Annotated in this window: 16 protein-coding genes; 14 read left to right on the top strand and 2 right to left on the bottom strand. The window is 52.3% G+C overall.

Annotated elements, in window-relative coordinates; all coding sequences use genetic code 11:
- Positions 1-13: 13 nt before the first annotated feature.
- A complete protein-coding gene (locus tag ACQKE4_RS08105) occupies positions 14-1741 on the bottom strand; it encodes an SLC13 family permease (RefSeq protein ID WP_427387748.1) in 1728 nt (575 codons plus the stop codon).
- 139 nt (positions 1742-1880) lie between these two features.
- Here ACQKE4_RS08105 and ACQKE4_RS08110 point away from each other — a divergent pair, with 139 nt between their 5' ends.
- The 13 genes from ACQKE4_RS08110 to ACQKE4_RS08170 all read left to right on the top strand — a co-directional run bounded on the left by ACQKE4_RS08110 (position 1881) and on the right by ACQKE4_RS08170 (position 21732).
- Positions 1881-2708 carry a helix-turn-helix domain-containing protein gene (locus ACQKE4_RS08110; RefSeq protein WP_427387750.1) on the top strand — a complete coding sequence of 276 codons (828 nt, stop codon included), beginning with the start codon at positions 1881-1883 and terminating at the stop codon, positions 2706-2708.
- A 143-nt stretch (positions 2709-2851) separates the two neighbouring features.
- On the top strand, positions 2852-3754 hold the full coding sequence (gene cysD / locus ACQKE4_RS08115) for a sulfate adenylyltransferase subunit CysD (protein ID WP_427387751.1): 903 nt from the start codon (positions 2852-2854) through the stop codon (positions 3752-3754).
- Positions 3754-5658, top strand: a complete 1905-nt coding sequence (cysN, locus tag ACQKE4_RS08120) for a sulfate adenylyltransferase subunit CysN (RefSeq protein WP_427387753.1) — start codon at positions 3754-3756, stop codon at positions 5656-5658. The genes cysD and cysN (ACQKE4_RS08120) overlap by 1 nt, the downstream gene beginning before the upstream one ends.
- Before the next feature lie 98 nt (positions 5659-5756).
- Positions 5757-6527, top strand: coding sequence for a 3'(2'),5'-bisphosphate nucleotidase CysQ (cysQ, locus tag ACQKE4_RS08125; RefSeq protein ID WP_427387755.1), 771 nt, complete (start codon positions 5757-5759; stop codon positions 6525-6527).
- Between the two features lie 314 nt (positions 6528-6841).
- Positions 6842-8689 carry a glutamine--fructose-6-phosphate transaminase (isomerizing) gene (glmS, locus tag ACQKE4_RS08130; protein WP_427387756.1) on the top strand — a complete coding sequence of 616 codons (1848 nt, stop codon included), beginning with the start codon at positions 6842-6844 and terminating at the stop codon, positions 8687-8689.
- A 367-nt stretch (positions 8690-9056) separates the two neighbouring features.
- The gene (gene glmM, locus ACQKE4_RS08135) at positions 9057-10400 is read left to right on the top strand and encodes a phosphoglucosamine mutase (protein WP_427387758.1); all 1344 of its coding nucleotides are present in this window, start codon (positions 9057-9059) and stop codon (positions 10398-10400) included.
- Between the two features lie 111 nt (positions 10401-10511).
- Positions 10512-11678: a nucleotide sugar dehydrogenase gene (locus ACQKE4_RS08140; RefSeq protein WP_427387759.1), complete on the top strand. Its 1167-nt coding sequence runs from the start codon at positions 10512-10514 to the stop codon at positions 11676-11678.
- A gap of 179 nt (positions 11679-11857) precedes the next feature.
- A complete protein-coding gene (locus tag ACQKE4_RS08145) occupies positions 11858-14908 on the top strand; it encodes a glycosyltransferase (RefSeq protein WP_427387760.1) in 3051 nt (1016 codons plus the stop codon).
- 19 nt (positions 14909-14927) lie between these two features.
- Entirely contained in the window at positions 14928-17240 is a 2313-nt protein-coding gene (locus ACQKE4_RS08150) for a glycosyltransferase family 2 protein (RefSeq protein ID WP_427387761.1), read from the top strand.
- A 36-nt stretch (positions 17241-17276) separates the two neighbouring features.
- On the top strand, positions 17277-19568 hold the full coding sequence (locus ACQKE4_RS08155; RefSeq protein WP_427387763.1) for a glycosyltransferase family 2 protein: 2292 nt from the start codon (positions 17277-17279) through the stop codon (positions 19566-19568).
- A 185-nt stretch (positions 19569-19753) separates the two neighbouring features.
- Positions 19754-20794, top strand: coding sequence for a glycosyltransferase family 1 protein (locus tag ACQKE4_RS08160; protein WP_427387764.1), 1041 nt, complete (start codon positions 19754-19756; stop codon positions 20792-20794).
- Between the two features lie 408 nt (positions 20795-21202).
- The gene (locus ACQKE4_RS08165) at positions 21203-21460 is read left to right on the top strand and encodes a type II toxin-antitoxin system RelB/DinJ family antitoxin (RefSeq protein WP_054641458.1); all 258 of its coding nucleotides are present in this window, start codon (positions 21203-21205) and stop codon (positions 21458-21460) included.
- Positions 21460-21732 carry a type II toxin-antitoxin system mRNA interferase toxin, RelE/StbE family gene (locus tag ACQKE4_RS08170; RefSeq protein WP_054641457.1) on the top strand — a complete coding sequence of 91 codons (273 nt, stop codon included), beginning with the start codon at positions 21460-21462 and terminating at the stop codon, positions 21730-21732. Before ACQKE4_RS08165 ends, ACQKE4_RS08170 begins: the two co-directional genes overlap by 1 nt.
- A 438-nt stretch (positions 21733-22170) precedes the next feature.
- Here ACQKE4_RS08170 and ACQKE4_RS08175 read toward each other — a convergent pair whose 3' ends face one another.
- Positions 22171-23586, bottom strand: coding sequence for an SLC13 family permease (locus tag ACQKE4_RS08175; protein WP_427387765.1), 1416 nt, complete (start codon positions 23584-23586; stop codon positions 22171-22173).
- Positions 23587-23601: 15 nt separating this feature from the next.
- Between ACQKE4_RS08175 and cysN (ACQKE4_RS08180) the strand changes: the two genes are divergently transcribed.
- Positions 23602-25434: a sulfate adenylyltransferase subunit CysN gene (cysN, locus tag ACQKE4_RS08180; protein WP_427387766.1), complete on the top strand. Its 1833-nt coding sequence runs from the start codon at positions 23602-23604 to the stop codon at positions 25432-25434.
- The last annotated feature ends 50 nt before the right edge of the window (positions 25435-25484 follow it).

Here is a 25484-nt window from a genome sequence, read left to right on the forward strand (position 1 = left end):
TAACCACAATACCCTAAAAAGGAAACACCATCGGGGTAATCACTAAGACGGCGGCTGAGTAAGTGATACTGACGGGTAAACCAATCTTGAAGAAATCAGTAATCTTATAGCGCCCTGGTGAATACACCATCAAGTGGGTCTGATAGCCAAAGGGAATTAAAAAGCAGGCGCTGGCACCGTAGGCAACGGCCATCACAAAAGGCAAGGGGTCGACACCAAAGGCTTGGGCGGTGCTCCAGGCAATGGGAAAGGCCAGGGCGGCAGCGGCGTTATTGGTGACGGTTTCGGTTAGTAGTAGTGTTAGTAGGTAGCAGCCAATAAAGGCAGCGTAAACGCCGTAACCGCTAAACATCCACTGCATTCCCCCTGCCAGAACAGCGGCGGCGCCTGAGTTTTCTAACGCTTGGGCTATTCCTAGGGCAGAACCAATGATCAGCCAAAGTTCAAACGGAAAGCGGCGGCGTAATTCTGCCAGGCTAATTACTTTTAATAGCAATAGTCCGCCTAGCAATAGCAGCAAACCATGAAACAGCGGCAGTAAGTTGGCCGTCGCCAGCGCGATAACCGTTGCAAACCCACCTAACGTAATAATGCTCTCTTTGCGCGTGAGCTGAGGCCGTGTGAAGCTGCCGCTAAGCAGGTGGAAGTTACGGTCTATATTGCGGTGCTGGCGAAAGTCGGCACTCACGGCCAGAAGCAAACAGTCGCCCACCCGCAGGGGGATTTTGCCAAGTTGACCCTCCAAACGTTTCCCGCCACGGCGTATGCCGACAACCCCTGCACTAAACATACTGCGGAAGTCGACGTCTTGTAGGGTTTTGCTGGCAAGTTCTGATTCATGGGAAATAACCACTTCTACCAAATTGGTGGCGAGTAAGTTACCGGCTTGGTGGCCAAATAGATTGAGCCCAGGAAAGCGCTGTAGCGCCTGAACTTTGCTTACTTCGCCTGTAAACACCAGCGTGTCGGCTGCTTGAAGGCGTTCATCTGGTGCAACGGGGCTGATTAGGCGGCCTTGGCGTTCAATTTCTAGTAGATATAGCCCGTTTAGGCTCCTTAAGCCGTTTTCTTCAATACTCTTGCCAATCATCGGTGAGTCGGCTTCTACATCAGCTGCAAGGAAGTAGGAGAGCTTTTCGTTGTTATCTTCCAGGTGATGATGGGGTAGGGCATTCGCCCGCCATAGCAGTATGCATAGCGTAATTAATGCAACGGGCACCCCTACTAAGCTGAATTGAAACATGCCTAGTTCACTACCGCTGGCGCTGAGGTTGAATGAGTTCACCACCAAGTTGGTGGATGTGCCTACCAGCGTGGTAATGCCCCCTAAAACGGAGGCGTAGGAAAGCGGAATTAATAGCCGTGAAGGTGCAATACGTTGCTGGCGGGAAATAGCCCCTAAAAAGGCTGCAACGACTGCGGTGTTGTTCAAAAATGCAGAAAGCACTGCGGTGCTGCCCATCAGCCGGGCGGTGGCTAAGCGGGGGTGGCCTTTAAGCAGGTGGCGGGAAAGCCAGTCCAGCAAGGGCGAGCGCTCCAGCGCAAGCGATACCAACAGCAGTAAGAGTAGTGTGGCTAATGCTGGGTTGGTGTATTGCATTAGCAATGTACTGGTATCAACAAACCCAAAAAGCAAAAACAGCCCTGCAAGGGTAACAAAGGCAATCGCGGGCTTAACTTTTCCGCTGATTAACACGATTAGCAATACAACAATTGATAACAAAACGGCCCATGGGGTCATGTTAATCCTTACCAAACATAATTCATGTTAGAAACTTGCTGGATTCTACGCGGGCTTTTATGATGGTGTCTAATAATTGCCAACGATAGCGTTATATGTTGTTTGTAAATTGTTTTAAATCAAGGGTTTGTAATCAATATTGACCATTAAACATTTATCGCCTGAATTGCTAAATGAATGCCGTAAACAAGCGGTTCAGCTTCGCTTGGACGGCCATACCGTTGCGGTAGTCAGCCAGCAAACAGGGCTTTCCGCGCCGACCGTTTCGGCTGCCTGGAAGGCCTTTCGTGAAGGCGGGTGGGCGGCGGTACCCGTAAAGCCCCGTGGGCGTTTAAAGGGTCAGGCCAAGGTCCTTGGGGCAGATGTTCAGGCGCTGTTGTGGCAGGCACTTTATCAAGAACCACAAGACAATTTATTGCACCCAGCACCAGGTTGGAGCAGTGCCGGTTTGGCTGAATGGCTAACTAGGCATCACGGTGTTGTGCTATCTCAGCGGGCAATTGAGCACTGGTGGGAAGCGCAAGGGCTGAAGCATAAGCCTTGGAAGCTAAATCACCTAGAAAACAGTCGCTTAACAAATAGCCACTTAGCAAACAGCCACTTAGCAACGCAGCGTTCCCAAGAAGGGCGTTGGTTTCGCAGCGCGGTGGCTCCCGCTTTTACCAGGCTGAAAGATGCAGACCAGCGTTGGCAAGGTGGTGTTCGGCGGGTGGATCATCCATCTGGTTCCGTGTACCAGATTTATTTGCATGGTCCCAGGGGGCGGTTATTAATGCGTTGCTTTAAAAAGCCGCCTGAAGCGCAAGATTACCTAGCGGTATTTGATGCATTAAATTCATCCGGTGCTGCTGCCCTGGTATTTCATGGGGCTTTGTTTTCAGCAAGCCCAGAAGTGACTGACTGGTTAGCGCGGCAGCCCGCGTTTTGGCTAGTGCCAGTGCCTGCTGATTTTACGCTTCCCATATAGGGCTGTGTTAATAGGGCTGTGTTAATAGTGCTGTGTTAATAGGGCCGCGTTAGTTGCGTAAATTGCTGAAGTTAAGGGTTTTTGAGTCAGCGCCCCGAGTGGCCACTTGAGAACGATTTTTTCATATAACATTGGGATAGATGATGACATCACTCACCCATCTGCAGCGTCTGGAAGCAGAAAGTATTCAGATTATGCGCGAAGTGGTCGCCGAGGCTGAAAATCCAGTCATGCTGTATTCCGTTGGTAAAGATTCTGCGGTAATGCTGCACTTGGCACGTAAGGCGTTTGCGCCTGGGCCACCACCGTTTCCACTCTTGCACGTAGACACGCGTTGGAAGTTCCGCGCGATGTATGAATTCCGCGACAAAATGGCCGAAGAGATCGGTATGGACCTGCTGGTGCATGTCAACCCGGAAGGCATTGAGAAGGACATTAACCCGTTTACGCATGGCTCGGCGATTCACACCGATGTGATGAAAACCGAAGGCCTGAAGCAAGCGCTTGATAAGTACGGCTTCGATGCGGCTTTTGGTGGTGCTCGTCGTGATGAAGAGAAGTCACGTGCTAAAGAGCGTGTGTTCTCTTTCCGCTCTGCTCAACACCGTTGGGACCCGAAAAATCAGCGTCCTGAACTGTGGAAACTTTACAACACGCGTAAGAACCCTAAAGAGTCTATTCGCGTGTTCCCCATCTCTAACTGGACTGAGCTGGATATCTGGCAGTATATCCATCTGCAGAATATTCCCATTGTTCCGCTTTACTACTCGGCAGAGCGCCCGGTGGTTGAACGTGACGGTGCGTTGATCATGGTCGACGATGAGCGCATGCCGCTGGAGTCGGGCGAAGTCCCGATGATGCGCAAGGTTCGCTTCCGCACGCTTGGGTGCTACCCGCTAACGGGGGCGGTGGAGTCTGAAGCTGATACGCTTCCTGCCATCATTCAAGAAATGCTGTTGACCAAGACGTCAGAACGCCAGGGGCGTGTGATTGATCACGATAGCGCCGCCTCCATGGAGAAGAAAAAGCAAGAGGGGTACTTCTAATGTCGCATTCATCCGAACTTATTGCCGAAGACATCGAAGGTTACCTGAAGGCCCACGAGCATAAAGGCCTGCTGCGTTTTATTACCTGTGGCAGCGTCGATGACGGTAAAAGCACCCTGATTGGCCGCTTGCTGTTTGAGTCCAAGCTGTTATTTGAAGATCAGTTGGCTGCTATTGAAGCTGACTCTAAAAAATACGGTACTCAGGGCGGCGACATGGATTTTGCGCTGCTGGTTGATGGCTTGGCAGCAGAGCGCGAGCAGGGCATCACTATCGATGTAGCGTATCGCTTTTTCTCCACCGAAAAACGCAAGTTTATCGTTGCTGATACGCCTGGGCATGAGCAGTACACCCGTAACATGGTGACTGGTGCTTCCACGGCAGACGCTGCCATTTTGATGGTTGATGCGCGCCACGGAATTTTGACCCAGACTCGTCGCCACAGTTTTTTAATGTCCTTGATGGGCATGCGGCATATCGTCGTTGCCATCAATAAAATGGACTTGGTGGATTACTCTAAAGCGCGTTTCGACCAGATCGTTGAAGAGTACCGTACGTTTGCCAAACAGCTCGGTTTGGAAAACATTACGTTTATCCCTATGTCGGCGTTGAAAGGCGATAACGTTATTGAACCAAGCCCGCATATGCCTTGGTATCACGGCACTACACTAATGGGCTATTTGGAAACCGTTGAGCTAGATGCCGAGCATTTGCAGCGCTCGCCCTTCCGGCTGCCAGTACAGTGGGTGAATCGTCCCAACCTGGATTTCCGTGGCTTTAGCGGTATGGTTGCCAGCGGTGTTGTTCGTCCTGGCGATCAGATTCGTGCTCAGCCTTCTGGTAAAACCAGTGCGGTGTCGCGTATCTACACCTTTGATGGTGATTTGGACGAGGCCGTGGCAGGCCAGTCGGTAACACTGCTGCTGGAAGATGAAATTGATATCTCTCGGGGCGATGTAATCTCCGGTGTAGAGCAGCCTGCGCATACGGCTGATCAGTTCGAAACAACGTTGGTGTGGATGCATGAAGCGCCGCTGCTGCCAGGCCGCCCTTACTTAATGAAGTTAGGCACCCAAATGGTATCAGCGACGGTGACCGATATTAAATATCAGGTTAACGTTAATACGCTTGAACACACGGCTGGCAAGCAGCTTGATTTGAATGGTATTGGTATCTGCACAATTAGCCTCAACCGTGCGGTTGCTTTTGATGCTTATCAAGATAATCACGATACCGGTGGCTTCATCCTGATCGACCGTATGACGAACAATACGGTGGGTGCAGGTATGCTGCATTTTGCGCTTCGCCGTAGCCAGAATATTCATATGCAACACGTGGATATTGATAAACAGGCACGTGCGTTGGCGAAGAGCCAGAAGCCAGCGGTTCTATGGTTTACAGGCCTTTCTGGTGCTGGCAAATCAACTATCGCTAATCTGGTTGAGAAAAAGCTATTTACCCAAGGCCAGCATACCTACTTACTTGACGGTGATAACGTGCGTCATGGTTTAAACCGTGACTTAGGCTTTACCGATGCTGACCGCGTTGAAAACGTGCGTCGCGTAGCGGAAACCGCCAAGCTGATGGTTGATGCTGGGTTGATCGTTATGTCCGCGTTTATTTCGCCTTTCCGCAGTGAGCGTCAACTAGCGCGAGATTTGCTGGAAGCAGGTGAGTTCATCGAGATTTTTGTAGATGCGCCGCTTGATGTCGTGGAGGCTCGGGATCCTAAGGGGCTTTATAAAAAGGCCCGTCGCGGTGAGCTGAAAAACTTCACAGGCATTGATTCAACGTATGAAGCACCTGAGTCGCCAGATATTCATCTGAAAACCTCAGAGATGAGTGCCGAGGAAGCGGCTGATAGTGTGATTAAGGCATTGCGGGAGCTTGGCCTGATTAGCTGATCTCCAACGCAGTGTCGGTTAAACGCGTAATGTAAATACTGATAAGCCACCAAGCAGCTAGTCGCTGTTTGGTGGCTTAATCATAAGGAAATGACAAGATGATTGATCAAGCGTTATTGGATTCTGTGGAACGTATTGCCCGTGACGCGGGCGATGCCATTATGGCGGTTTACGCACGCGAATTTAGCGTGGAAGAAAAAGAAGACAAAAGCCCCTTAACAGAAGCGGATCAAGCTGCCCATCATGTGATTATGCGCGGCTTGCAAAGTCTTCCAGTGCAGTTGCCAATACTCTCTGAAGAAGATGCAGAAGGCTTTGCCGGGGTAGATAGCAATGGCCACTATTGGTTGGTAGACCCGCTTGATGGCACCAAAGAGTTTATCAAGCGTAACGGCGAGTTCACCGTCAATATTGCGCTGATTGAAAACGGTCAACCCGTATTGGGCGTTGTTACCGCTCCGGCGCTAGAAACCGCTTATGTCGCCGCTGAAGGGTTAGGTGCATTCAAGGTGGAAGCGAATGGCGAACGCCATGCAATTCGTGTTGCAGGCGAGCCGGGTGCTGATTCTGCCTGGCGTGTAGTGGGTAGTCGCTCGCACCCCAGTCCTGACCTAGCAGTGTGGCTTGAAAAGTTAGGTAAGCACGAAATGCTGCCAATGGGCAGCTCGCTTAAACTATGCTTAATTGCAGAAGGAAAGGCCGATGCTTACCCCCGCTTAGGCCCTACCTGCCTTTGGGACACCGGCGCCGCTCATGCGGTCGTGCTTCAAGCGGGTGGCCGGGTTGAAACGCTAGAAGGCGAGCCGCTTAGCTATGCCAACCCTAGCGAAAAGCTCAACCCATATTTTATTGTTTGGGGAAATGCGTAAAGGCTGTGTTTTGAAGACCGAGCTTTGAAGACCGTGTCTTGAAGACCATGCTTTAAGCCTGAACCATGGGGAGTGTAAGATGCTCCCCTTTAAGGGGCCGTTCATGGGATACTTTCTATGATCGGTCTTTATACAGGCAATGATTAGTCTCTTGTGATCAGCCTTCTGTAGCTGGTTTTTGTGACGAGTCTTTGTAAATAGCCCTCTGCAAATGGCCCTTTGCTAGTCGTTTTTTGCAAATGGTTCTTTGCACATGGCTCTTTGCATGCGAGTGAAAGCCATCGTCGTTATAAGTCGTTATTAAAGGATTGAGTATGTGCGGAATCGTCGGCGCCATTGGCGCAATGGAATGTACCCCGTTTTTGCTTTCAGGCTTGAAAGTGCTTGAATACCGCGGCTATGACTCTGCTGGGTTAGCCGTGCTAGATGCATCCGGAGCTTTGGTACGCGCCCGTGCTAAAGGCCGCGTGTCTGAACTGGAAGCCCGTGTTGCAGAGAAGGGGGCAGAGGGGAATGTGGGCATAGCGCACACCCGCTGGGCAACGCACGGTGTTCCTGCTGAACGTAACGCTCATCCGCATATTTCTAGCGGGTTGGCCGTTGTGCACAATGGCATCATTGAAAACTACGAAACCCTGCGTGAAAAGCTTCAAGGATTAGGGTACGAGTTCACCTCAGACACTGACACTGAAACCATTGCGCACCTAATTCAAGCCTGCTTTAAAGGCGAAATTGGCGAGCCAGCGGAAAATCTTTTTTCTGCAGTGCGTTGCGCCGTGGCGCAATTGCAAGGCGCTTTTGCTCTGGCAGTGGTAAGCGAAGAAGAGCCGGATTGCTTAGTGGTGGCTCGTGAAGGTTCGCCGCTGATGCTAGGTATTGCTGATGACGGCCACTATGCCGCTTCAGATGCCTCGGCGCTGCTGTCTGTCACTCAGCGGATGATGTACCTGGAAAATGGTGATGTCGCGCGCTTAACGCGTGACTCGATTACGTTGGTTGATGCGCTTGGCCAGCCCGCTCAGCGGGAAGTGATTACCTCTAGCCTTTCTGCGAATGCAGTTGAGCTAGGCGAGTTTAATCACTACATGCAAAAAGAGATGTTTGAGCAGCCCCAGGCATTGGGGAACACGCTGGAAATGCTAAGCGGCGCAGGCCAGCTGCAGCCAGGTATTTTTGGCGCAGAAGCGCAAGCCGTTTTTGAGCAAGTGGATTCTGTGCTGATCCTGGCGTGTGGTACCTCAAGCTACGCAGGTATGACAGCCAAGTACTGGATTGAACAAGTGGCGGGTATCCCGTGCAACATTGAGATTGCCAGTGAATACCGCTACCGGCAAAGCGTGGCTAATCCTAAACAGCTGGTGGTGGTCATTTCGCAGTCTGGCGAAACGGCGGATACCTTCGCCGCATTGCAGCACGCTAAGTCAATGGGGCACATCCACACGCTGGCGATTTGTAACGTGCCTGAATCCGCCATTGTGCGTGAAACCACCCTGCGCTTTATTACCCGCGCTGGCCCGGAAATCGGAGTGGCATCTACCAAGGCCTTTACCACACAATTAAGCGCCCTGTTTTTGCTTACGTTATTGCTGGCCAAAGCGAAACAGCAGCTAGATGAAGCTGATGAAAAGGCATACCTGAATGAACTGCGGCACTTGCCCGTTGCGGTAGAGAAAGTACTCGCGTTAGAGCCCGGTATAAAAGAGTGGGCGCAGCATTTTGCCAATAAGCACCATGCGTTATTCCTGGGGCGTGGGCGACATTACCCCATTGCGCTGGAAGGTGCGCTCAAGCTAAAAGAAATTTCTTATATCCATGCAGAAGCGTATCCGGCCGGTGAATTAAAGCATGGCCCGCTAGCATTGGTAGATTCAGAAATGCCGGTGGTGGTGGTAGCGCCTAATGATGAGTTATTGGAAAAACTAAAAGCCAATATGCAGGAAGTGAGTGCGCGTGGCGGCCAGTTATATGTCTTTGCTGATGGTGATAGCCATGTGAAGTCAACGGAAGGCGTTCACGTGATGCCAATGCCTGAGCATTACGGGCTGCTTTCCCCGGTGCTGCACGTAGTGGCGCTTCAGTTGCTCTCTTACCATGTAGCGTTGGTGAAAGGCACCGATGTCGATAAGCCACGTAATTTGGCGAAGAGCGTAACGGTAGAGTAAATACCAGAACACCTGCGAAAGCGCTTAGCGTTGCCGCTGGGTGGGCTTGGGTGGCGCGGCATTCGCGGGTGCCGCCTTTGCTCGTGCCTCGCAAGCGGCGTTACCGCGCGCTACGAAGTGTGCATTCATTCATTGTAAATGCACGCAGGCCAGGTTTTATACTCTTCTGATTCACGATTCACGATTCACGATTCACGATTCACGATTCACGATTCACGATTCACGATTCACGATTCACGATTCACGATTCACGATTCACGATTCACGACTCACGATTCACGACTCACGACTCACGACTCACGATTCACGACTCACGACTCACGATTCACGATTCACGATTCACGATCCATCATTCAGGTAATCCATAATGCGTAAATACTTTGGCACTGACGGCGTTCGTGGCCGTGTTGGCGAATTCCCCATGACTCCTGCCTTTGCGATGAAGCTGGGTTGGGCTGCGGGCAAAGTGCTGGGGGCGGAAGGTATTAAAGAAGTGTTGATTGGCAAAGATACCCGGGCCAGTGGCTATATGTTGGAGTCTGCGTTGGAAGCGGGCTTTTCAGCGGCGGGTGTTAATGTGGCGCTGGTTGGGCCTCTTCCTACACCGGGTGTAGCGTACCTTACCTCTACCTTCCGTGCAGATGCCGGGGTAGTCATCAGCGCTTCTCATAACCCTTTTGACGACAACGGTATCAAAATATTTGGGCAGGGGGGCTATAAGCTAACCGATGCTCAGGAGCAGGAAATTGAAAACAAGCTACATATTGCTCTTGAAGGCGGTATGGAATGCGTAAGTTCAGAAGCATTAGGTAAAGCGCGCCGTGTTGACGATGCGGCTGGCCGTTATATCGAATATTGCAAAGCCGTACTGCCCAGCACATTAAGCTTAAGCGGGCTGAAAATTGTAGTGGATAGCGCGAATGGTGCTGGCTACAAAGTAGCGCCTGCTGTTTACAAAGAGTTAGGCGCTGAGGTTGTTAGCATTCATGACCAGCCTAACGGTGTGAATATTAATGCGAACTGTGGTGCGACCTCTATGCGCAGCCTGTGCACAGCCGTATTAGAGCATGAAGCCGATCTTGGCATCGCGTTGGATGGTGATGCCGATCGTCTGATGATGGTTGATCACACCGGTGCAGTCGTTGATGGTGACGAGCTGCTGTTTTTGTTGGCGAAAGATGCCAAAGATGCCGGTTACATGGGCGGCATTGTTGGCACCCAGATGAGTAACCTGGGGCTTGAGCAAGCTTTGGCTGCGATTGAAGTGCCCTTTGTACGTGCAAAGGTAGGCGATCGTTACGTGATGGAGCAGCTAAAAAATACAGGTTGGCGCCTAGGCGGAGAGGGCTCTGGCCATTTGCTGAGCCTGGACCATGCCTCTACGGGAGATGCAGTGATTGCTTCCCTACGCGTGCTGACTTCATTGCTTAACCAGGGCACGACGCTTTATGTGGCTAAACAGGGCATGAAAAAGCTGCCCCAGGTACTGGTTAACGTGCGTTTTAAAGCCAGTGAAAATGAAGATCCGCTCGAAAGTGCGACGGTTCAGCAGGCGGTCAATGAAGCAGAAGATAAGCTTGCTGCCAATGGCCGAGTGCTACTTCGCAAGTCCGGCACCGAGCCACTGATTCGTGTGATGGTCGAAGCCAGCGACGCCCAGCTTGCTGAATGGTGTGCCCGGCATATCGCTGATGCATTACCCTCTCTCTAATCTGTTTGCGTTGTTAATAAGCGTTGTTAATAAGCGTTGTTAATAAGAATTGTTAATAAGTGTTGTTAATCAATAATCTGGCATTGTATGTAACGGTTTAGGTGAGAGCAGATGAAAATTGCAGTCGCTGGCACGGGCTATGTGGGCCTTTCAAACGCGATGTTATTGGCGCAGCACAACGAAGTGGTGGCCGTTGATATCGTGCCTGAAAAGGTCGAAAAGCTAAATAACCGTGTTTCTCCGATTGAGGATGCTGAGGTGACAGCGTTTCTTGAGAGAGAAGACTTGCACTTCACCGCTACCCTGGATGCTGATGCCGCCTATAAAGAAGCGGATTTTGTCATTATCGCTACGCCTACCGATTACGACCCCAAAACTAATTATTTCAACACTAAGAGTGTAGAAGCGGTTATTGGTCAGGTAATGCGCATTAATCCTGATGCCGTGATGGTGATTAAGTCCACGGTGCCGGTGGGGTATACCGTAGAAACCGCTGAGCGGTTTAATACTCAAAACCTTCTGTTCTCACCAGAGTTTTTGCGTGAAGGCAAGGCGCTATACGATAACCTTTACCCCTCACGGATTATTGTGGGTGAGCGCTCTGTGCGCGGTGAAACCTTTGCAGAACTGTTGAAGCAGGGTGCCATCAAGCAGGATGTTGAGGTGCTACTGACCAACAGCACTGAGGCAGAAGCGATTAAACTATTTGCCAATACTTACCTGGCAATGCGGGTCTCTTATTTTAATGAACTTGATACCTATGCTGAAACTCATGGCCTTGATGCCAAGCAAATCATTGAAGGTATTGGACTAGACCCGCGTATTGGTAAGCACTACAACAATCCAAGCTTTGGCTATGGCGGTTATTGCCTGCCTAAAGACACCAAGCAGCTACTCGCCAACTACGAAGATGTGCCTAACAATATGATTCAGGCCATTGTGGATGCGAATCGCACCCGTAAAGATTTTATTGCTGAATCAGTACTCCGCCGTGAGCCTGAGGTAGTCGGTATTTACCGGCTGATTATGAAAACCGGTTCAGACAACTTCCGTGCCAGCGCCATGCAAGGGGTGATGAAGCGCATTAAGGCCAAAGGCATTGAGGTTGTGGTTTACGAGCCAGCGCTGGAAGAAGAAAAATTCTTCGGTTCATCCGTGATGCGTAATTTGGCGGATTTTAAGGGTAAGTGCGATGTGATTTTGACGAATCGTATGGTGGACGAGTTGAAAGATGTCGCTGAGAAGGTCTATACACGAGACCTATTTGGTAGCGATTAATTGTCCTGGTCAGTGAGTGAAAATCTGTATTTATCACTTAAATTCAGATGGTTATGAGCGAGGCTTTGCAGTATGCTGGCCTCGTTTTTGTGCGCTGACTATCCCGAACGGTAATGTGGCTGTGGTTCTGTTCACTTCATTGTTTGCTTAATTCTCTCTTTTACTTGGGTTGTATAGCCGTGCTCTCTTATTTGGCTAAATATTGGCGCCTTTTCTCTTCTTCTCATGCCACTGAAACACCACCATCGGCTGAAGACGCCACGCGAGCTGAATTTGATGTGGATTGGTATTTAGCAGCCTACCCTGATGTGGCTCAAGCAGGCATTGACCCGTGGGAGCATTACCTACGCCATGGTAAAGCGGAAGGGCGTTTACCCCGACGTAATCGTGCCTTGGCTTGGGACCATGCGTTATGGCGTGGCGCTGATGCAGTGATTTTGCCAAGGTTACAGGCATTGCTTACTGATACTTCTGCCAGCGCCTCAGAACAGCAAGCAGCACGATGGGCGTTAGCGCGCTGGTACGTATGGCAGCAGCAGTGGGGGAGCGTTCTTACCTACCTACTGCCAAATGGTGACCCCAACGCTTTGTTCGCTAACATGGATCACCCTGCCATGGCGCTCCTGGCGATTGAAGCGCACTGCCGGTTAACCCTTGAGGGCAAGCCAAGCGATGGCACGGTGTTGCCGGAATTGTTGGAAGCGCTCAAACAACGCTTTCCAAACCATGCAGATACTTTTCTTGCAGAGGCTAACGCGCAATTAGTAGGGCAGGGCAGTGATGCCGATAGGCTTGATGTACTCAATCAGCTTTTTACCGCCCACGGGCTAAGCGCCATTACCCAGCGCAACACCAATGCTCCCTTATCGCTAGATAACCTCTCTACTCACGCCTCACCCCTCACAACTCACCCCTCACCCCTCACCCCTCACCCCTCACCACTCACCACTCACAACTCACCCCTAATCTCCGTCATCATCCCGCTCTATAACGCGTCGCATACCATTGGTACCGCGCTGCGCAGCTTGTTCGACCAGCAGGGCGTTCGCTTGGAGATTGTGGTGGTCGATGACGCCAGTGAAGATGATGGCGTGCTTGAGGTAGCCCGTTGGCAACGCATGGCCCCCATGCATGTATCGCTAATGTTGCTTCGCCACGCCACTAATCAAGGCGCTTATGCCGCCCGTAACACGGGGTTAGCGGCAGCCACGGGTGATTTTATTACCACTCACGATAGCGATGATTGGTCCCACCCCCAAAAGCTGATTACTCAGTGGCAGGCGTTGCAAGCGAACCCTGAGGCAAAGGCTTGCTTGTCGCACTGGGTGCGCGTAACGAATGAATTGCTATTTCATCGCTGGCGATTGGATGAGTACGGCTGGGTATATCCGAATATCTCTTCACTGCTGCTACGCCGTGAAGTGATCGATTCGCTAGGTTACTGGGACGTAGTCAGTGTTAATGCGGATACCGAGTACCGCGAGCGCGTGGAAGCGGCCTTTGGCTCTGAATCCGTAATCATAACGCTGCCTGGGGTGCCGCTTGCGTTTGGCCGTGCGGATCAAGGCTCACTCAGCCAACACTCCCGCTCACACTTGGCAACGCAGTTCACAGGCTTACGTTACCGCTATATGGCAGCGGCACGCCGTTGGCATGCCAGCGCTGAAAACGCCCACCAGCTGTATATGCAGCAGCACCCCGAGCAGCGTCCCTTTGTGGCGCCATCGGCGATGTTACGGCCCACCGATACTCTGCAAGCGAGCTTGGCGGAGATCGATGTGGTCAGTGAATCCGCACTGTTCGATGCGGGCTGGTATTTAGAACGCTATATCGATCTTCAGCAGGCCAGCATTGAACCGTTGGAGCATTTTTATTCAACTGGCGCTTTAGAGCAACGAGACCCTGGCCCGCATTTTTCCCTTTCCGGTTACTGCCGCCGCTACCCGGAGGTAAAGGCATCCGGCCAGCATCCGTTAGTGCACTTCATGGTGGAAGGGCACGCAAAGGGGCTGGAGCCGCTGCCTATTTGGCAAGGCAAACGGGAATTTAGCCGACGACCCACGGTGTTGCTGTGCGCGCACCAGGTGGGGGCGGCACTGTATGGCGCCGAGCGTAGCCTGCTCGACATCCTGGATGCGATGAACGAACTGCGCTGGAACGTCATCGTGGCGCTGCCCGAAACCAATAACGCGGAGTATGAACAGGCGCTGTTAACGCGCTGTAAGGCGTTGGCCGTTCTGCCTTACGGCTGGTGGCAGGTGGGCAGGGAGCCAGTGAGTGCGACGGTGGGCTATTTTCGTGATCTGATAAAGCGCTTTGCTGTTGATGCCGTGCATGGTAATACCGTGGTGCTGGCGGAGCCATACGTGGCCGCAAGCCAAGAGGGCGTGCCCACCCTGGTTCATGTGCGTGAATTGCCAGCCCATGATGAAGCGCTGTGTGTCACCTTAGGTGCAACGCCTGAACAAGTGGTTGAACACGTGCATCAACACGCGGATGTGATCATTGCCAACTCCGCCTGTGTGGCCCAGGCATTTGCCCGTGAAGCCAATGAGGATACACAGCCGCCAGCGCAGTGCGTGGTGCCCAATACCATTGAGATGGCGCCGCTGCTAGCGCTACCTGACGTGGGTTTTGATACTGAACAAGCGGCGCGTGTGCGGGTGGGCATGCTGAGCAGCAATATCGCTAAGAAGGGCTTGGCGGATGCTGAGAAAATGGCGGGGCATCTGCAAACGCTGGCCCCCGGCGTTGAGGTGGTGCTGTATGGTGCCCGTACCGCTGAGATTGAGGCGCTGTTAAAGCGCCAGGCCCAGGGCCTTGCACCGGCCAACATTACCTTTGCGGGCTACGTTCAGCGGCCTGAAGAGGCCTTGGCACAGCTGGATATCGTGGTGAACCTATCGCGCTTTCAAGAGTCTTTCGGGCGGACGGTCTTAGAGGCCATGGCTGCTGCGCGGCCAGTTGTTGCTTATGATTGGGGGGCGTTAGGAGAGCTTGTTGTAGAGGGTGAGACAGGCTTTTTAGTGCCTGTTGGTGACACTTTGGTCGCTGCCCAACAAGTTGCCAAGCTTGCCAGTGCTCCAGAACAGTGCCGTGTTTTTGGTCAGGCGGGGCGGCTGCGTGCCGAAACGCAGTTTAATGCTACCCAATTGCGACATGCCTTGGTCAATGCATACAAATTGACATATGTTTCTAATTTCATTGATGTTACTGAGAACGGTTGTTAAGAACTGTTAGGGGTTTTATTTGAAGCTTGCTATTGCTGCCATCGTTAAAAATGAATTAGACAGTTTGAGTGAGTGGATGGCGTTCCATCTTGCGGTAGGCGCTAGCCATTTTTTAATCGCTGATAATGAAAGTAGCGATGGGACTTATGAGTTATTAGATGCGTTGTCAAAAACCGGTTTGGTGACCTTGATTTCCGTGCCCACTGGAAGTACTCCTCCCCAGCTGATCGCTTATCAGCAATTGCTTGGTAGTTGTCCAAACGATATTGATTTGGTGGCATTTATCGATGCTGATGAATATTTATTACCGACTCCCCCCGCGGTGGCAGTCGCTGCCGATAAGGCGCCAGAATTTCCGTTATTGGCGTGGCTGGAAAAACAGTTTGCCTCAAAAGAGGTGGGGGCCATGGCGCTTAACTGGGCGTGCTTTGGCTCCAACGGTGCAAAGTTTCGTGATGAGGGGCTGGTCATTGAGCGTTTCACCCAGCGTGCTAAGCAGGCGTTTGGTCCAAATCACCATTTTAAAAGTGTGGTTCGGCCCTCCTATGTTGAAAAGTTTGATAACCCCCACTATGCGCGCTTAAACCGCGGTCATTACATTAATGCTGTGGGGGAGCCGGTTGAAGCACGTCTTGATAAACAAGGCAAACCTAGGATGGGGTTGAGTGAACAGATCGTGTGGGAAGGCGCGCGCATCAATCACTATTTGGTGAAGTCGGTTGAGGAGTTTGTTGTTGGTAAAGCTAAGCGTGGCAGTGCTGCGACGCCTAATTATACCAAGCAACGTGACTACTTTATGCGCCATGACCGCAACGACATCGCTTGCCACATCGCGGCGGATCTAGCGCCTGAGGTGAAGCAGAAAATGGCGTGGTTGCAACAACAGCTTGCTGTTCTTGAAGAGACCCAATCGGTAAATTCGGCAGAGCGACAGACCTCTTTTGATTTGAAACGCTGGTTGAAGCGTAGGCTAAAAGAGTGGGCTTCTAACAGTAATGGTGATGATGCGCCTATTGAGCGTTGGGCGCTGGATTATCCTTCAGATCAGCGCGGTTCGTGTTTCATCGCTTCGGGCCGCGTTGTGCAAGGATGGCTACTGCTGCCCGAAACCTTGAAGGAAATGCAGTCTCAGGCAAGCATTATCGCAGAGTGGCAGCCAGCTTTTGAACTTAACCACCCGTTAGACGTTGACCGGCCTGATGTTATAGACACAATTCTGGCGGCTTCCGCTGAGGGGCATCCTCAGCGTGTTTGTGGTTTTCGTTTTAGCATTCCCCCGAGGTTGGGCAACTTCCGCTTATGGCTTGCCTTAGGTGAGCAACGCTGGTTATTAAAAGAGGTGAGTGTCGATACCCAAGATGTTGGCGCGGCACAGCCATTAAAAGTACTGAAAGGCAAGCAGGGTTGGTTGTTTTTGGATAACGATACCAACGGTAGCGTTGATCAGTTTATGGGCCGAATGCGTTTAACCCAGGCAGGCTTGGAGGGCTGGAAAAGCTACTTATCCGATATGGCGAGTGTGGCAGCTCAGCGGCCTTGGGCACTGTTAGTAGCTCCTTCTAAAGAGAGTGTGATGGGGGCGGACTATCATCCACGTAAAGAGGGTGAGGGCGGGCCGCTGCATCAAGTGCTTGGCTTGGCGGCCGCCAAAGATGTGGTTTATCCCGTTGAAGAGCTAAAAGCATTAGGTGACAACGCTTTTATTCTCACGGATACCCACTGGACTCAAAAAGGCGCGTTAAGTGCCACCATTGCGCTTGCTGAAAAACTGGGGGTCGAAAGAGCCGCTTGTGAGGCTCTGTTTCAAAAAGATCGCTATAAACAAAAAGAGATGGGCGGCGACTTGGGGAATAAGCTCACACCTAAACAAGTTTGCACGGTTGAGGTCATTACTTCTTTTAATCACACTCGCTATAAAACATATGATAATGGACTCCCAAATTTTGGACGAGTGTTAGTCATCGAATACCCGAATGCCTTGGTGGCAGGCACCTGTTTGCTGTTCGGCTCCTCTTCCAGCTCTTCTATGTTCAATTACTTATGTCGAGTTTTTCAGCGGTTCGTGTTCGTGCATAGCGCAGGCAACATCGATCCTGACGTGGTGGCTGCGGTGGCGCCTGATTATTTAGCGGCGCAAACCAATGGGCGTTTTGTGGTTCAGGTACCCTCGGCTAGCCAAAATCTTGAAGAGGTTATCCGCGAAAAATGTGCTCAGCTTGATGAAAAGACGCTTGAGGGGGTAAGCGAAAAGCGTATCATCGCTTCGGATGATTATCTTGAATCTATTGGTCTGCTGTTTTGGGAGCAGACTCGCAGTGCGCTGATCAACTGATAGTTGCCTAGGAAACTGATTAAGTAAGGTATTGGAATGGGGCAACACGTCATAAGTTTGAAAGAAAAAATAGCTACCTTCATTGATAGCATGATGCCTGCTTTTTGGCGGAAAAAATCGACAATTCATATTTGTGAAGCGTTGCCGCTTGATAATGCGTCCTCCTTGGAAAATAGCGTTCTGTGTGTCGCGGCAGGGGAACAGCCTTTGCCGGGCTGGAATATGCTGGAACTAAATGGCTTGGGGGCGGATGCTCATGGTGCTGCAACGCTCATCTTTTATACGGCCAACCGCGTTGTTGAGTCATCGGTTTCCCTGCGCCCTGGTAAGGTGACTAAGCGAATTTTATGGGTACCGGTGAATGTTAAAAAAATCACCTTCTCTTTTATGGCGACGGAAAGCGCCCTCTCAGAGGTAACAGTAGAGTGGGTGTGGTTAACTCCGTGGTTTGCCCACAACCGTTTAGCGCGTCGGCTGATTAATAATCATGCTAGCTATAAAGGCATGCGGCTTAATCAAGTGATTCGCACTCTACACGTTGAATCGGTGGCTAAAGGTCGCCGTTGGCGAAAGCTGGCATTGGCAGATTACGATCAAACCCATGCTAAACAGCATGTGGCCGATGACTATACGCGTTGGATCGCGACAACAGAGCTGGCTGCTCATGAAGACCCGCTAACCGTTATTGCGGGTTTAAAAACAGCACCGCTGTTTTCTCTGGTTATGCCGGTTTCGGTAAGTGACCTTGAGCGGGGCGAGGAGCCGTTTTTAGATACGATCAATTCGTTAAAAGCTCAGAGCTATTTTTTCTGGGAAATCTATATTGTTCTCTCTGCCGAAATTTCGCATGAGCAGCGGCAAAGCCTAGAGCGCTACCTTCCTTCGACAAGCCGTATTAATCTTATCCACAGCTACCACTATGAATTTGCGCAGCTGGATCACCAAGGATTTATTCAAACGCAAGGTGATGGGGTGATGCGCATTAGCGTGGGTGACCAGCTTGCTCATGAGGCGCTATGCCGGCTAGCAAAAGCGTGGAATAAATACCCGGATGCTCAGCTCTTTTATGCCGATGAAGATTTGTTCGGGCCAAAAGGCGAGCGCTGCCACCCGGTGTTTAAGCCAGGCTGGAACCCAGATTTACTGCTTTCGACTAACTATATTGGCCGTGTGGCGCTTTATAAGCGACGTTTGCTTTGGCAACTTGAGACCGAACAAGCGGATTTGTTGGGTAACTTAACCAATGCTGCAGCGGTTGATTATGCGCTGGCGTTGACGTTTTTAAATTGGCAAAGCATTCATGGCACTATTGATTCCGTTTGCCACTTGCCATACATGCTTTATCACCGGTTGGCTGAGTTGCCTCGCCCACTGCTGCAAGACGATGCGGTTACGTTGGTGCGTAAAGTATTGGCGCAGCAGCTAGTCAGTGCAGAGGCGGCGGTACACCCAGGGTTAACGTCTACCTCCGTGCGGGTTGAATGGCCGATCCCATCGCCAGAGCCGTTAGTGAGTTTGCTGGTGCCAACGCGTAATGGCGTGGGTATTCTGCGTCCTTGTGTCGATGCAATTTTGGAGATGACGGCTTACCAACATTTTGAGCTGTTGATTCTGGATAATGAAAGTGATTGTCCTGAGACGCTGGCTTATATGGATGCGGTGGAAAAGCGCGATCCACGTGTTCGTGTGTTGCGCTGGCGCCATCCGTTTAATTATTCGGCGATCAATAATTTTGGGGCAGCTCACGCACTTGGCAGTATCATTGGCTTAATAAACAATGATGTTGAGCCGATGGATGAGCACTGGTTAACGGAAATGGTTAGCCAAGTCAGCCGTGCTGAAATTGGTTGTGTCGGCGCTAAACTTTATTACCCTAACGGTATGTTGCAGCATGGCGGGGTTATTCTGGGGTTAGGCGATGTGGCGGGCCATGCTCACCGTTTTTTCCCTCGCCATAGCGAAGGCTATACAGGTCGGCTAAAGCTTGTTCAAAATTTATCTGCCGTGACCGCCGCGTGTTTGCTGCTGCGGAAAAGCGTGTTCGATAATGTGGGTGGGCTGAACGAGCATGACTTAACCATTGCATATAACGATGTCGATTTGTGCTTAAAAGTCAGAGAGGCTGGTTATCGCAATCTTTGGTCTCCGTTTGCTGAGCTCTACCATCATGAGTCGATGTCGCGCGGAGCTGACGATACGCCTACCAAGCGGGCACGATGGTTAAGGGAAGTGGCGTATATGCGCCGCACCTGGGCCGAGCAGCTTGATAAGGACCCGGCCTATAACCCAAACCTAACGTTGGTGCATGAAGATTTTTCGTTGCGTTAGGGTTAATAGTGAAGGGTAAGGAGTGAGTGGTAAGGGGTTCCGTAGCGCGTGGTAAGCGGAGCGCACCCGCGAATGCAGCGCGGAGCGGTGCTGGGGTTAGCTTGTGCAGGCAGTGTAATCAACGATGTTGTTTGTAGTGCCGGGTGTGTGCATCACTCGATTAATGGATTAAAAAAGGATGCATCGTGAGTAGTCACATTCACTGGGTAGTTCTTAGCGATGGCGCGCGGCCAACCGAAGATATCTATTTCTATGAATCCGCCGCGCCTACCCTGCATCAACAGGGCGTGCTGGCCGAGCGGTTTCCGGTTTCTCGTTCTTTCGGTGCTGCGTGGCTACATGGGCGCGCTTTTAAACACCGCTATGCTGGGGTGAGCCTGCTGTTGTGTCGCTCGCTGCCATTAAGCTGGCTGCGCTGGCTGGAACGCAACCGCAACGCCTTTGGCTATATCGTCTATCTGATTGATGATGATATTGCCGCTGCCGCCGTTGATACCTCGCTGCCCAGCGCTTATCGCAAACGCATGGCGCGCATAGCGAAGCTTCAACCACGCTTGCTGGAACTGGCTGATGAGGTGGTGGCATGCAGCGACCAACTGGCGAGCTATTTTACGCCGCGCCACGCTAACGTTTCCGTGCTAACGCCCCCTTTGCTGGCGCCCCTGCCAGGGCATGATCACTGTTCCATTCCCCCCTCCGCAGAAACGCCGTGGCAGATTGGCTTTCACGGGACGCGAGCCCACCTTCAGGATTTGCTGCATATCGCACCTGCCTTGGAAACACTGCAGCAGCGTGATGATACCGAGCTTGAAATCATGCTGGGGCAGCATATACCCAAGCGGTTGGCGGCGCTGCCACGGGTGAAAGCCCCGGCACCGTTGCCCTGGCAGGCTTTTCAGCAGTACCAACGCCAGCGACGAATACACATTGGTTTGGCACCTCTATTAGCAACGCCGTTCAATCAGGGAAAATCGTTTATCAAGTTTTTGGATATTGCTGCTATGGGCGGAGTAGGCATCTACTCCAATCGCTACCCCTATACAGAGGTGGTTCGCCATGGCGAAAACGGCCTGCTAGCAGGGGATTCCCCTGACGAATGGCACACCGCGATGCAGCAATTGCTCAACCACCCTGAGGCGACCGTTAAAATGGCAAAACAGGCGGCCATGGATGCACAGCGCATCGGTGACCCAGCGCACACAATTACTTTTTGGCAGGCGCGGTAGCGTGGTTGAGAACTGAGAAAGCACGCTTCGTTCGTGTGGGCCCGTCAGGCCTTACGGAAGTCGAGTGGTTAATGGTGATTTGTGAGTGGTGAGTGGTGAGTGGTGATTTGTGAATGGTGAATAGGTGATGAAATCAAAAATATCTTCGGAATACACATCCCAGCCCTCACCGCCAACGAGGCAAGTTATCTCGTCGGCTTTAGAACCGCTGACGAGATCCGAAATCGATGCGTTAAGGCAGAAAAAGAAACAGCTAAGCGCCTATTATCAAAAGGTTATACGAGATCAGCTGGCCAATAGGTGAGTTCAGGCCGTCTACAAGCGTTTACCCTCGGTGCCTGATGACAAGGCGGCGTAGCCCGGCTACAATGTGGCTACAAAGTAGCTACGAAAGAGAAGGAGAGAGTCATGAGTGCTGATACCGTGGTCCGAGCCCGCATCGACAGCGAAACCAAAGAGCGCGCCACCGTTGCCCTGGAGGCTATGGGTCTGTCCGTGTCCGACGCCATACGCCTTTTGATGCTGCGGATCGCCGACGAAAAGCGCCTGCCGTTTGCCGTGCAGGTGCCGAACGCCACTACGGCCAAGGTTCTGGAAGAGCTGGAAGCCGGCAAGGGCAAGCGCTTTGATAGCGCGGATGCGCTGTTCGAGGACCTGGGCATCTGATGCTAACCCCAGTACGTTCCAGCCAGTTCAAGCGAGATGTGAAGCGGGTCCAGAAACGCGGCAAGGACATGGATAAGCTCCGGTGCTTGCTGGGCCTGCTGCTCGAGCAAGCTCCCTTGCCGGATGCTTACCAGGATCACCCATTACGGGGGAACTGGAAGGGATACCGAGATGCCCACATCGAACCCGATTGGTTGCTGCTGTATCGCGTAGTGGATGAGGAACTGCACTTGGCTCGTACTGGTAGTCACGCTGATCTCTTCCGCGAGTAGACAAGGCAAGAAAGGATGATACTTTACCTTGCCGGCATGACTGCTCCTGACCATAAATCAAGGGGTTAGGCACCATCATAGGATGATATTCTTTTTTCATCCCACAGGAAGCCTTAAGCTGTAAGGGGTGAGAGCTTCGCTTGTGAGGGTAAGGGGGAGGAGCGCGGGCAGTCTCCTTTGCCCGCAGCACGGGTCAGTGGGAGGCGAGCTCGTTGAAGAAGGCTGGGTTGTCCTGGATCATGGCCAGTACCTTGGCCGCCAGGCCGGTGGGGTTGCGGCGTTTGACTTCCCAGGTTGCCACAATATTTGATCATATTTATATAATAGCCCGATTCACCACTCACCATTCACCATTCACCATTCACCATTCACCATTCACCATTCACCATTCACCATTCACCATTCACCATTCACCATTCACCATTCACCATTCACCACTCAAAACGGAAACACCCAAGGCGTAATCAGCAATACCGCCGCTGAGTAGGTCACACTGACCGGCAAGCCAATCTTAAAGAAGTCGGTGATGCGGTAGCGCCCTGGCGAATACACCATTAGGTGGGTTTGGTAGCCGAACGGGATTAAAAAGCATGCGCTGGCGCCATACGCTACGGCCATCACAAACGGTAGCGGGTCGGCGCCAAAGGCGTGGGCAGTACTCCAGGCAACCGGAAAGGCCAGCGCGGCAGCGGCGTTATTGGTCACGGTTTCTGTGAGCAGAAGCGTCAGTAAGTAACAACCCACAAACGCGGCATAGATGCCGTAACCGCTGAACAGCCCCTGCATACCGCTGGCTAACAAGCCTGCCGCGCCTGAGTTTTCCAACGCTTGGGCAATCGCTAACGCTGAACCAATAATCAGCCATAGTTCAAACGGAAAACGGCGGCGCAGTTCCGCCAAGCTGATCACTTTCATCAGCAGTAGCCCGCCCAGCAGTATCAGCAGCCCGTGGAACAGTGGTAGCAGATTAGCGGTAGCCAAGGCAATCACCGCGGCAAAGCCGCCCACGGTGAATAGGCTCTCTTTATTACTCAATTGCGGCCTGGTGAAACTGCCGCTGAGTAAGTGAAAGTTGCGGTCTAGGTTGCGGTGTTGCCGGAAGTCGGCGCTTACCGCTAACAACAAGCAGTCCCCGATGCGAAGTGGGATTTTCCCCAGTTGCCCCTCCAAACGTTTTTCTCCCCGCCGTATGCCCACCACTCCCGCACTGAACATGCTACGGAAATCCACATCTTGCAGGGTTTTGCCTGAAAGCTCGGATTCGTGGGAAATCACCACTTCGACCAAGTTGGTGGCCAGCAGGTTGTCGGCCTGATGGCCGAACAGCTGCAACCCAGGAAAGCGCTGCAGCGCTTGCACCTTGCCGACTTCTCCCGTGAAAACCAGCGTGTCGTTGGCCAGCAGTTGCTCATCCGGAGCCACAGGGCTAATTAGCCGCCCGTGCCGCTCTATTTCCAGTAAATAAGGTCCATCCAAGCTGCGCAGGCCGTTCTCTTCAATCGTCTTGCCGATCATAGGTGAGTCGGCTTCCAGGTCGGCTGCCAGAAAGTAGGAGAGCTTGTCGTCGGTGTCTTCCAGCCGGTGGTGCGGCAGGGCGTTCGCTCGCCACATCAGCACACACAGAGTGATCAGCGCGACCGGCACTCCCACCAGGCTAAACTGGAACATGCCCAGCTCGGAGCCACTGGCACTTAGGTTGAACGAGTTGACCACCAGGTTGGTGGAGGTACCCACCAGTGTGGTGATGCCCCCCAGGATAGAGGCATAAGAGAGCGGGATTAACAGCCGCGAGGGGGCGATACGCTGTTGGCGGGAAATGGCGCCTAAAAAGGCGGCAACAACCTGAAGGCTCACGAGCACAAGGGTCTGTTGCGTTTTATTACCTGCGGCAGCGTGGACGACGGCAAAAGCACCCTGATTGGCCGCCTGCTGTTTGAGTCTAAACTGCTGTTTGAAGACCAGTTGGCGGCGATAGAAGCAGACTCGAAAAAATACGGCACCCAGGGCGGCGAGATGGATTTTGCGCTGCTGGTGGATGGCCTGGCCGCTGAGCGCGAGCAGGGCATTACCATCGATGTGGCGTATCGGTTCTTCTCGACCGAGAAGCGCAAGTTCATCGTCGCGGATACCCCAGGGCACGAGCAGTACACCCGCAACATGGTGACCGGGGCTTCCACGGCTGATGCGGCTATTTTGATGGTCGATGCGCGCCATGGCATTTTGACCCAAACCCGTCGTCATAGCTTTTTGATGTCGTTAATGGGTATGCGCCACTTGGTGGTGGCGATCAATAAGATGGATTTGGTCGACTACTCCAAAGCGCGTTTCGATGAGATCGTCGAAGAGTACCGTGCTTTCGCTAAACAGCTGGGCTTGGAGAATATCACCTTCATTCCTATGTCGGCGCTGAAGGGCGACAACGTCATTGTGCACAGCGCCAAAATGCCTTGGTACCACGGCACAACGCTGCTGGGCTACCTGGAAACTGTCGAGCTGGATGCCGAGCATCTTCAGCGCTCACCCTTCCGCATGCCGGTGCAGTGGGTCAATCGCCCTAACCTGGATTTCCGCGGTTTTACCGGTATGGTGGCCAGCGGTACGGTACGCCCCGGCGACCAGATCCGTGTTCAGCCTTCCGGCAACACCAGCACTGTCTCGCGGATTTATACCCTGGATGGTGACCTGGAAGAGGCCATTGCCGGTCAGTCGATTACGCTGCTGCTGGATGATGAAATTGATATTTCCCGCGGCGATGTGATTTCCGGTGTTGAACAGCCAGCCCAAACCGCTGACCAGTTCGAAACTACCTTAGTCTGGATGCACGAAGAGCCGCTGTTACCGGGCCGCCCTTACTTGATGAAGTTGGGCACCCAAACGGTTTCGGCGACCGTGACGGACATCAAGTACCAGGTCAATGTGAATACCCTGGAACACACCGCAAGCAAGCAGCTTGATCTGAACGGCATTGGCATTTGTACCTTGAGCCTTAACCGTTCGGTTGCCTTTGATGCTTACAAAGACAACCACGATACCGGCGGTTTTATCCTTATCGACCGGATGACCAATAATACGGTTGGTGCGGGCATGCTGCACTTCGCCTTGCGGCGTAGCCAGAATATCCATATGCAGCATGTGGATATTGATAAGCAGGCGCGCGCGTTGGCAAAAAGCCAGAAGCCAGCCGTGCTGTGGTTTACTGGGCTTTCCGGCGCGGGTAAGTCGACCATTGCTAACTTGGTTGAGAAAAAACTCTTCGCCCACGGCCAGCATACCTATCTGCTGGATGGCGATAACGTGCGCCACGGTTTGAACCGCGATTTGGGCTTTACCGATGCCGACCGGGTGGAGAACGTGCGCCGGGTGGCGGAAACCGCCAAACTGATGGTGGATGCCGGGCTGATCGTGATGTCGGCGTTTATCTCGCCTTTCCGTAGCGAGCGTCAGTTGGCGCGGGATCTGTTGGAAGAGGGCGAGTTCATCGAGATTTTTGTCGATGCACCGCTGAATGTCGTAGAAGCACGTGACCCGAAAGGCCTCTACAAAAAGGCCCGCCGTGGGGAGCTGAAAAACTTCACTGGCATTGATTCCACCTACGAAGCCCCTGAAGCACCAGATGTTCACTTGAAAACATCTGCAATGGATGCCGAAGAGGCGGCTGACGCCGTGATCGCCGCTCTGCGCGAACGTGGAATGATCAGCTAAATAGAGTGCTCAAGCTGTCAGGTGGTGGCAAGGTTGGCCGCTGCTTGACA

The organism is Halomonas sp. NPDC076908 (assembly GCF_050269715.1).
Lineage (GTDB): Bacteria > Pseudomonadota > Gammaproteobacteria > Pseudomonadales > Halomonadaceae > Vreelandella.

What these genes read in the sequence shown, in the direction of transcription:
- ACQKE4_RS08105 (WP_427387748.1), bottom strand. Translation starts at nt 1,741, where the DNA reads ATGACCCCATGGGCCGTTTTGTTATCAATTGTTGTATTGCTAATCGTG.
- cysD (WP_427387751.1), top strand. Translation starts at nt 2,852, where the DNA reads ATGACATCACTCACCCATCTGCAGCGTCTGGAAGCAGAAAGTATTCAG.
- cysN (WP_427387753.1), top strand. Translation starts at nt 3,754, where the DNA reads ATGTCGCATTCATCCGAACTTATTGCCGAAGACATCGAAGGTTACCTG.
- cysQ (WP_427387755.1), top strand. Translation starts at nt 5,757, where the DNA reads ATGATTGATCAAGCGTTATTGGATTCTGTGGAACGTATTGCCCGTGAC.
- glmS (WP_427387756.1), top strand. Translation starts at nt 6,842, where the DNA reads ATGTGCGGAATCGTCGGCGCCATTGGCGCAATGGAATGTACCCCGTTT.
- glmM (WP_427387758.1), top strand. Translation starts at nt 9,057, where the DNA reads ATGCGTAAATACTTTGGCACTGACGGCGTTCGTGGCCGTGTTGGCGAA.
- ACQKE4_RS08140 (WP_427387759.1), top strand. Translation starts at nt 10,512, where the DNA reads ATGAAAATTGCAGTCGCTGGCACGGGCTATGTGGGCCTTTCAAACGCG.
- ACQKE4_RS08155 (WP_427387763.1), top strand. Translation starts at nt 17,277, where the DNA reads ATGGGGCAACACGTCATAAGTTTGAAAGAAAAAATAGCTACCTTCATT.
- ACQKE4_RS08165 (WP_054641458.1), top strand. Translation starts at nt 21,203, where the DNA reads ATGAGTGCTGATACCGTGGTCCGAGCCCGCATCGACAGCGAAACCAAA.
- ACQKE4_RS08170 (WP_054641457.1), top strand. Translation starts at nt 21,460, where the DNA reads ATGCTAACCCCAGTACGTTCCAGCCAGTTCAAGCGAGATGTGAAGCGG.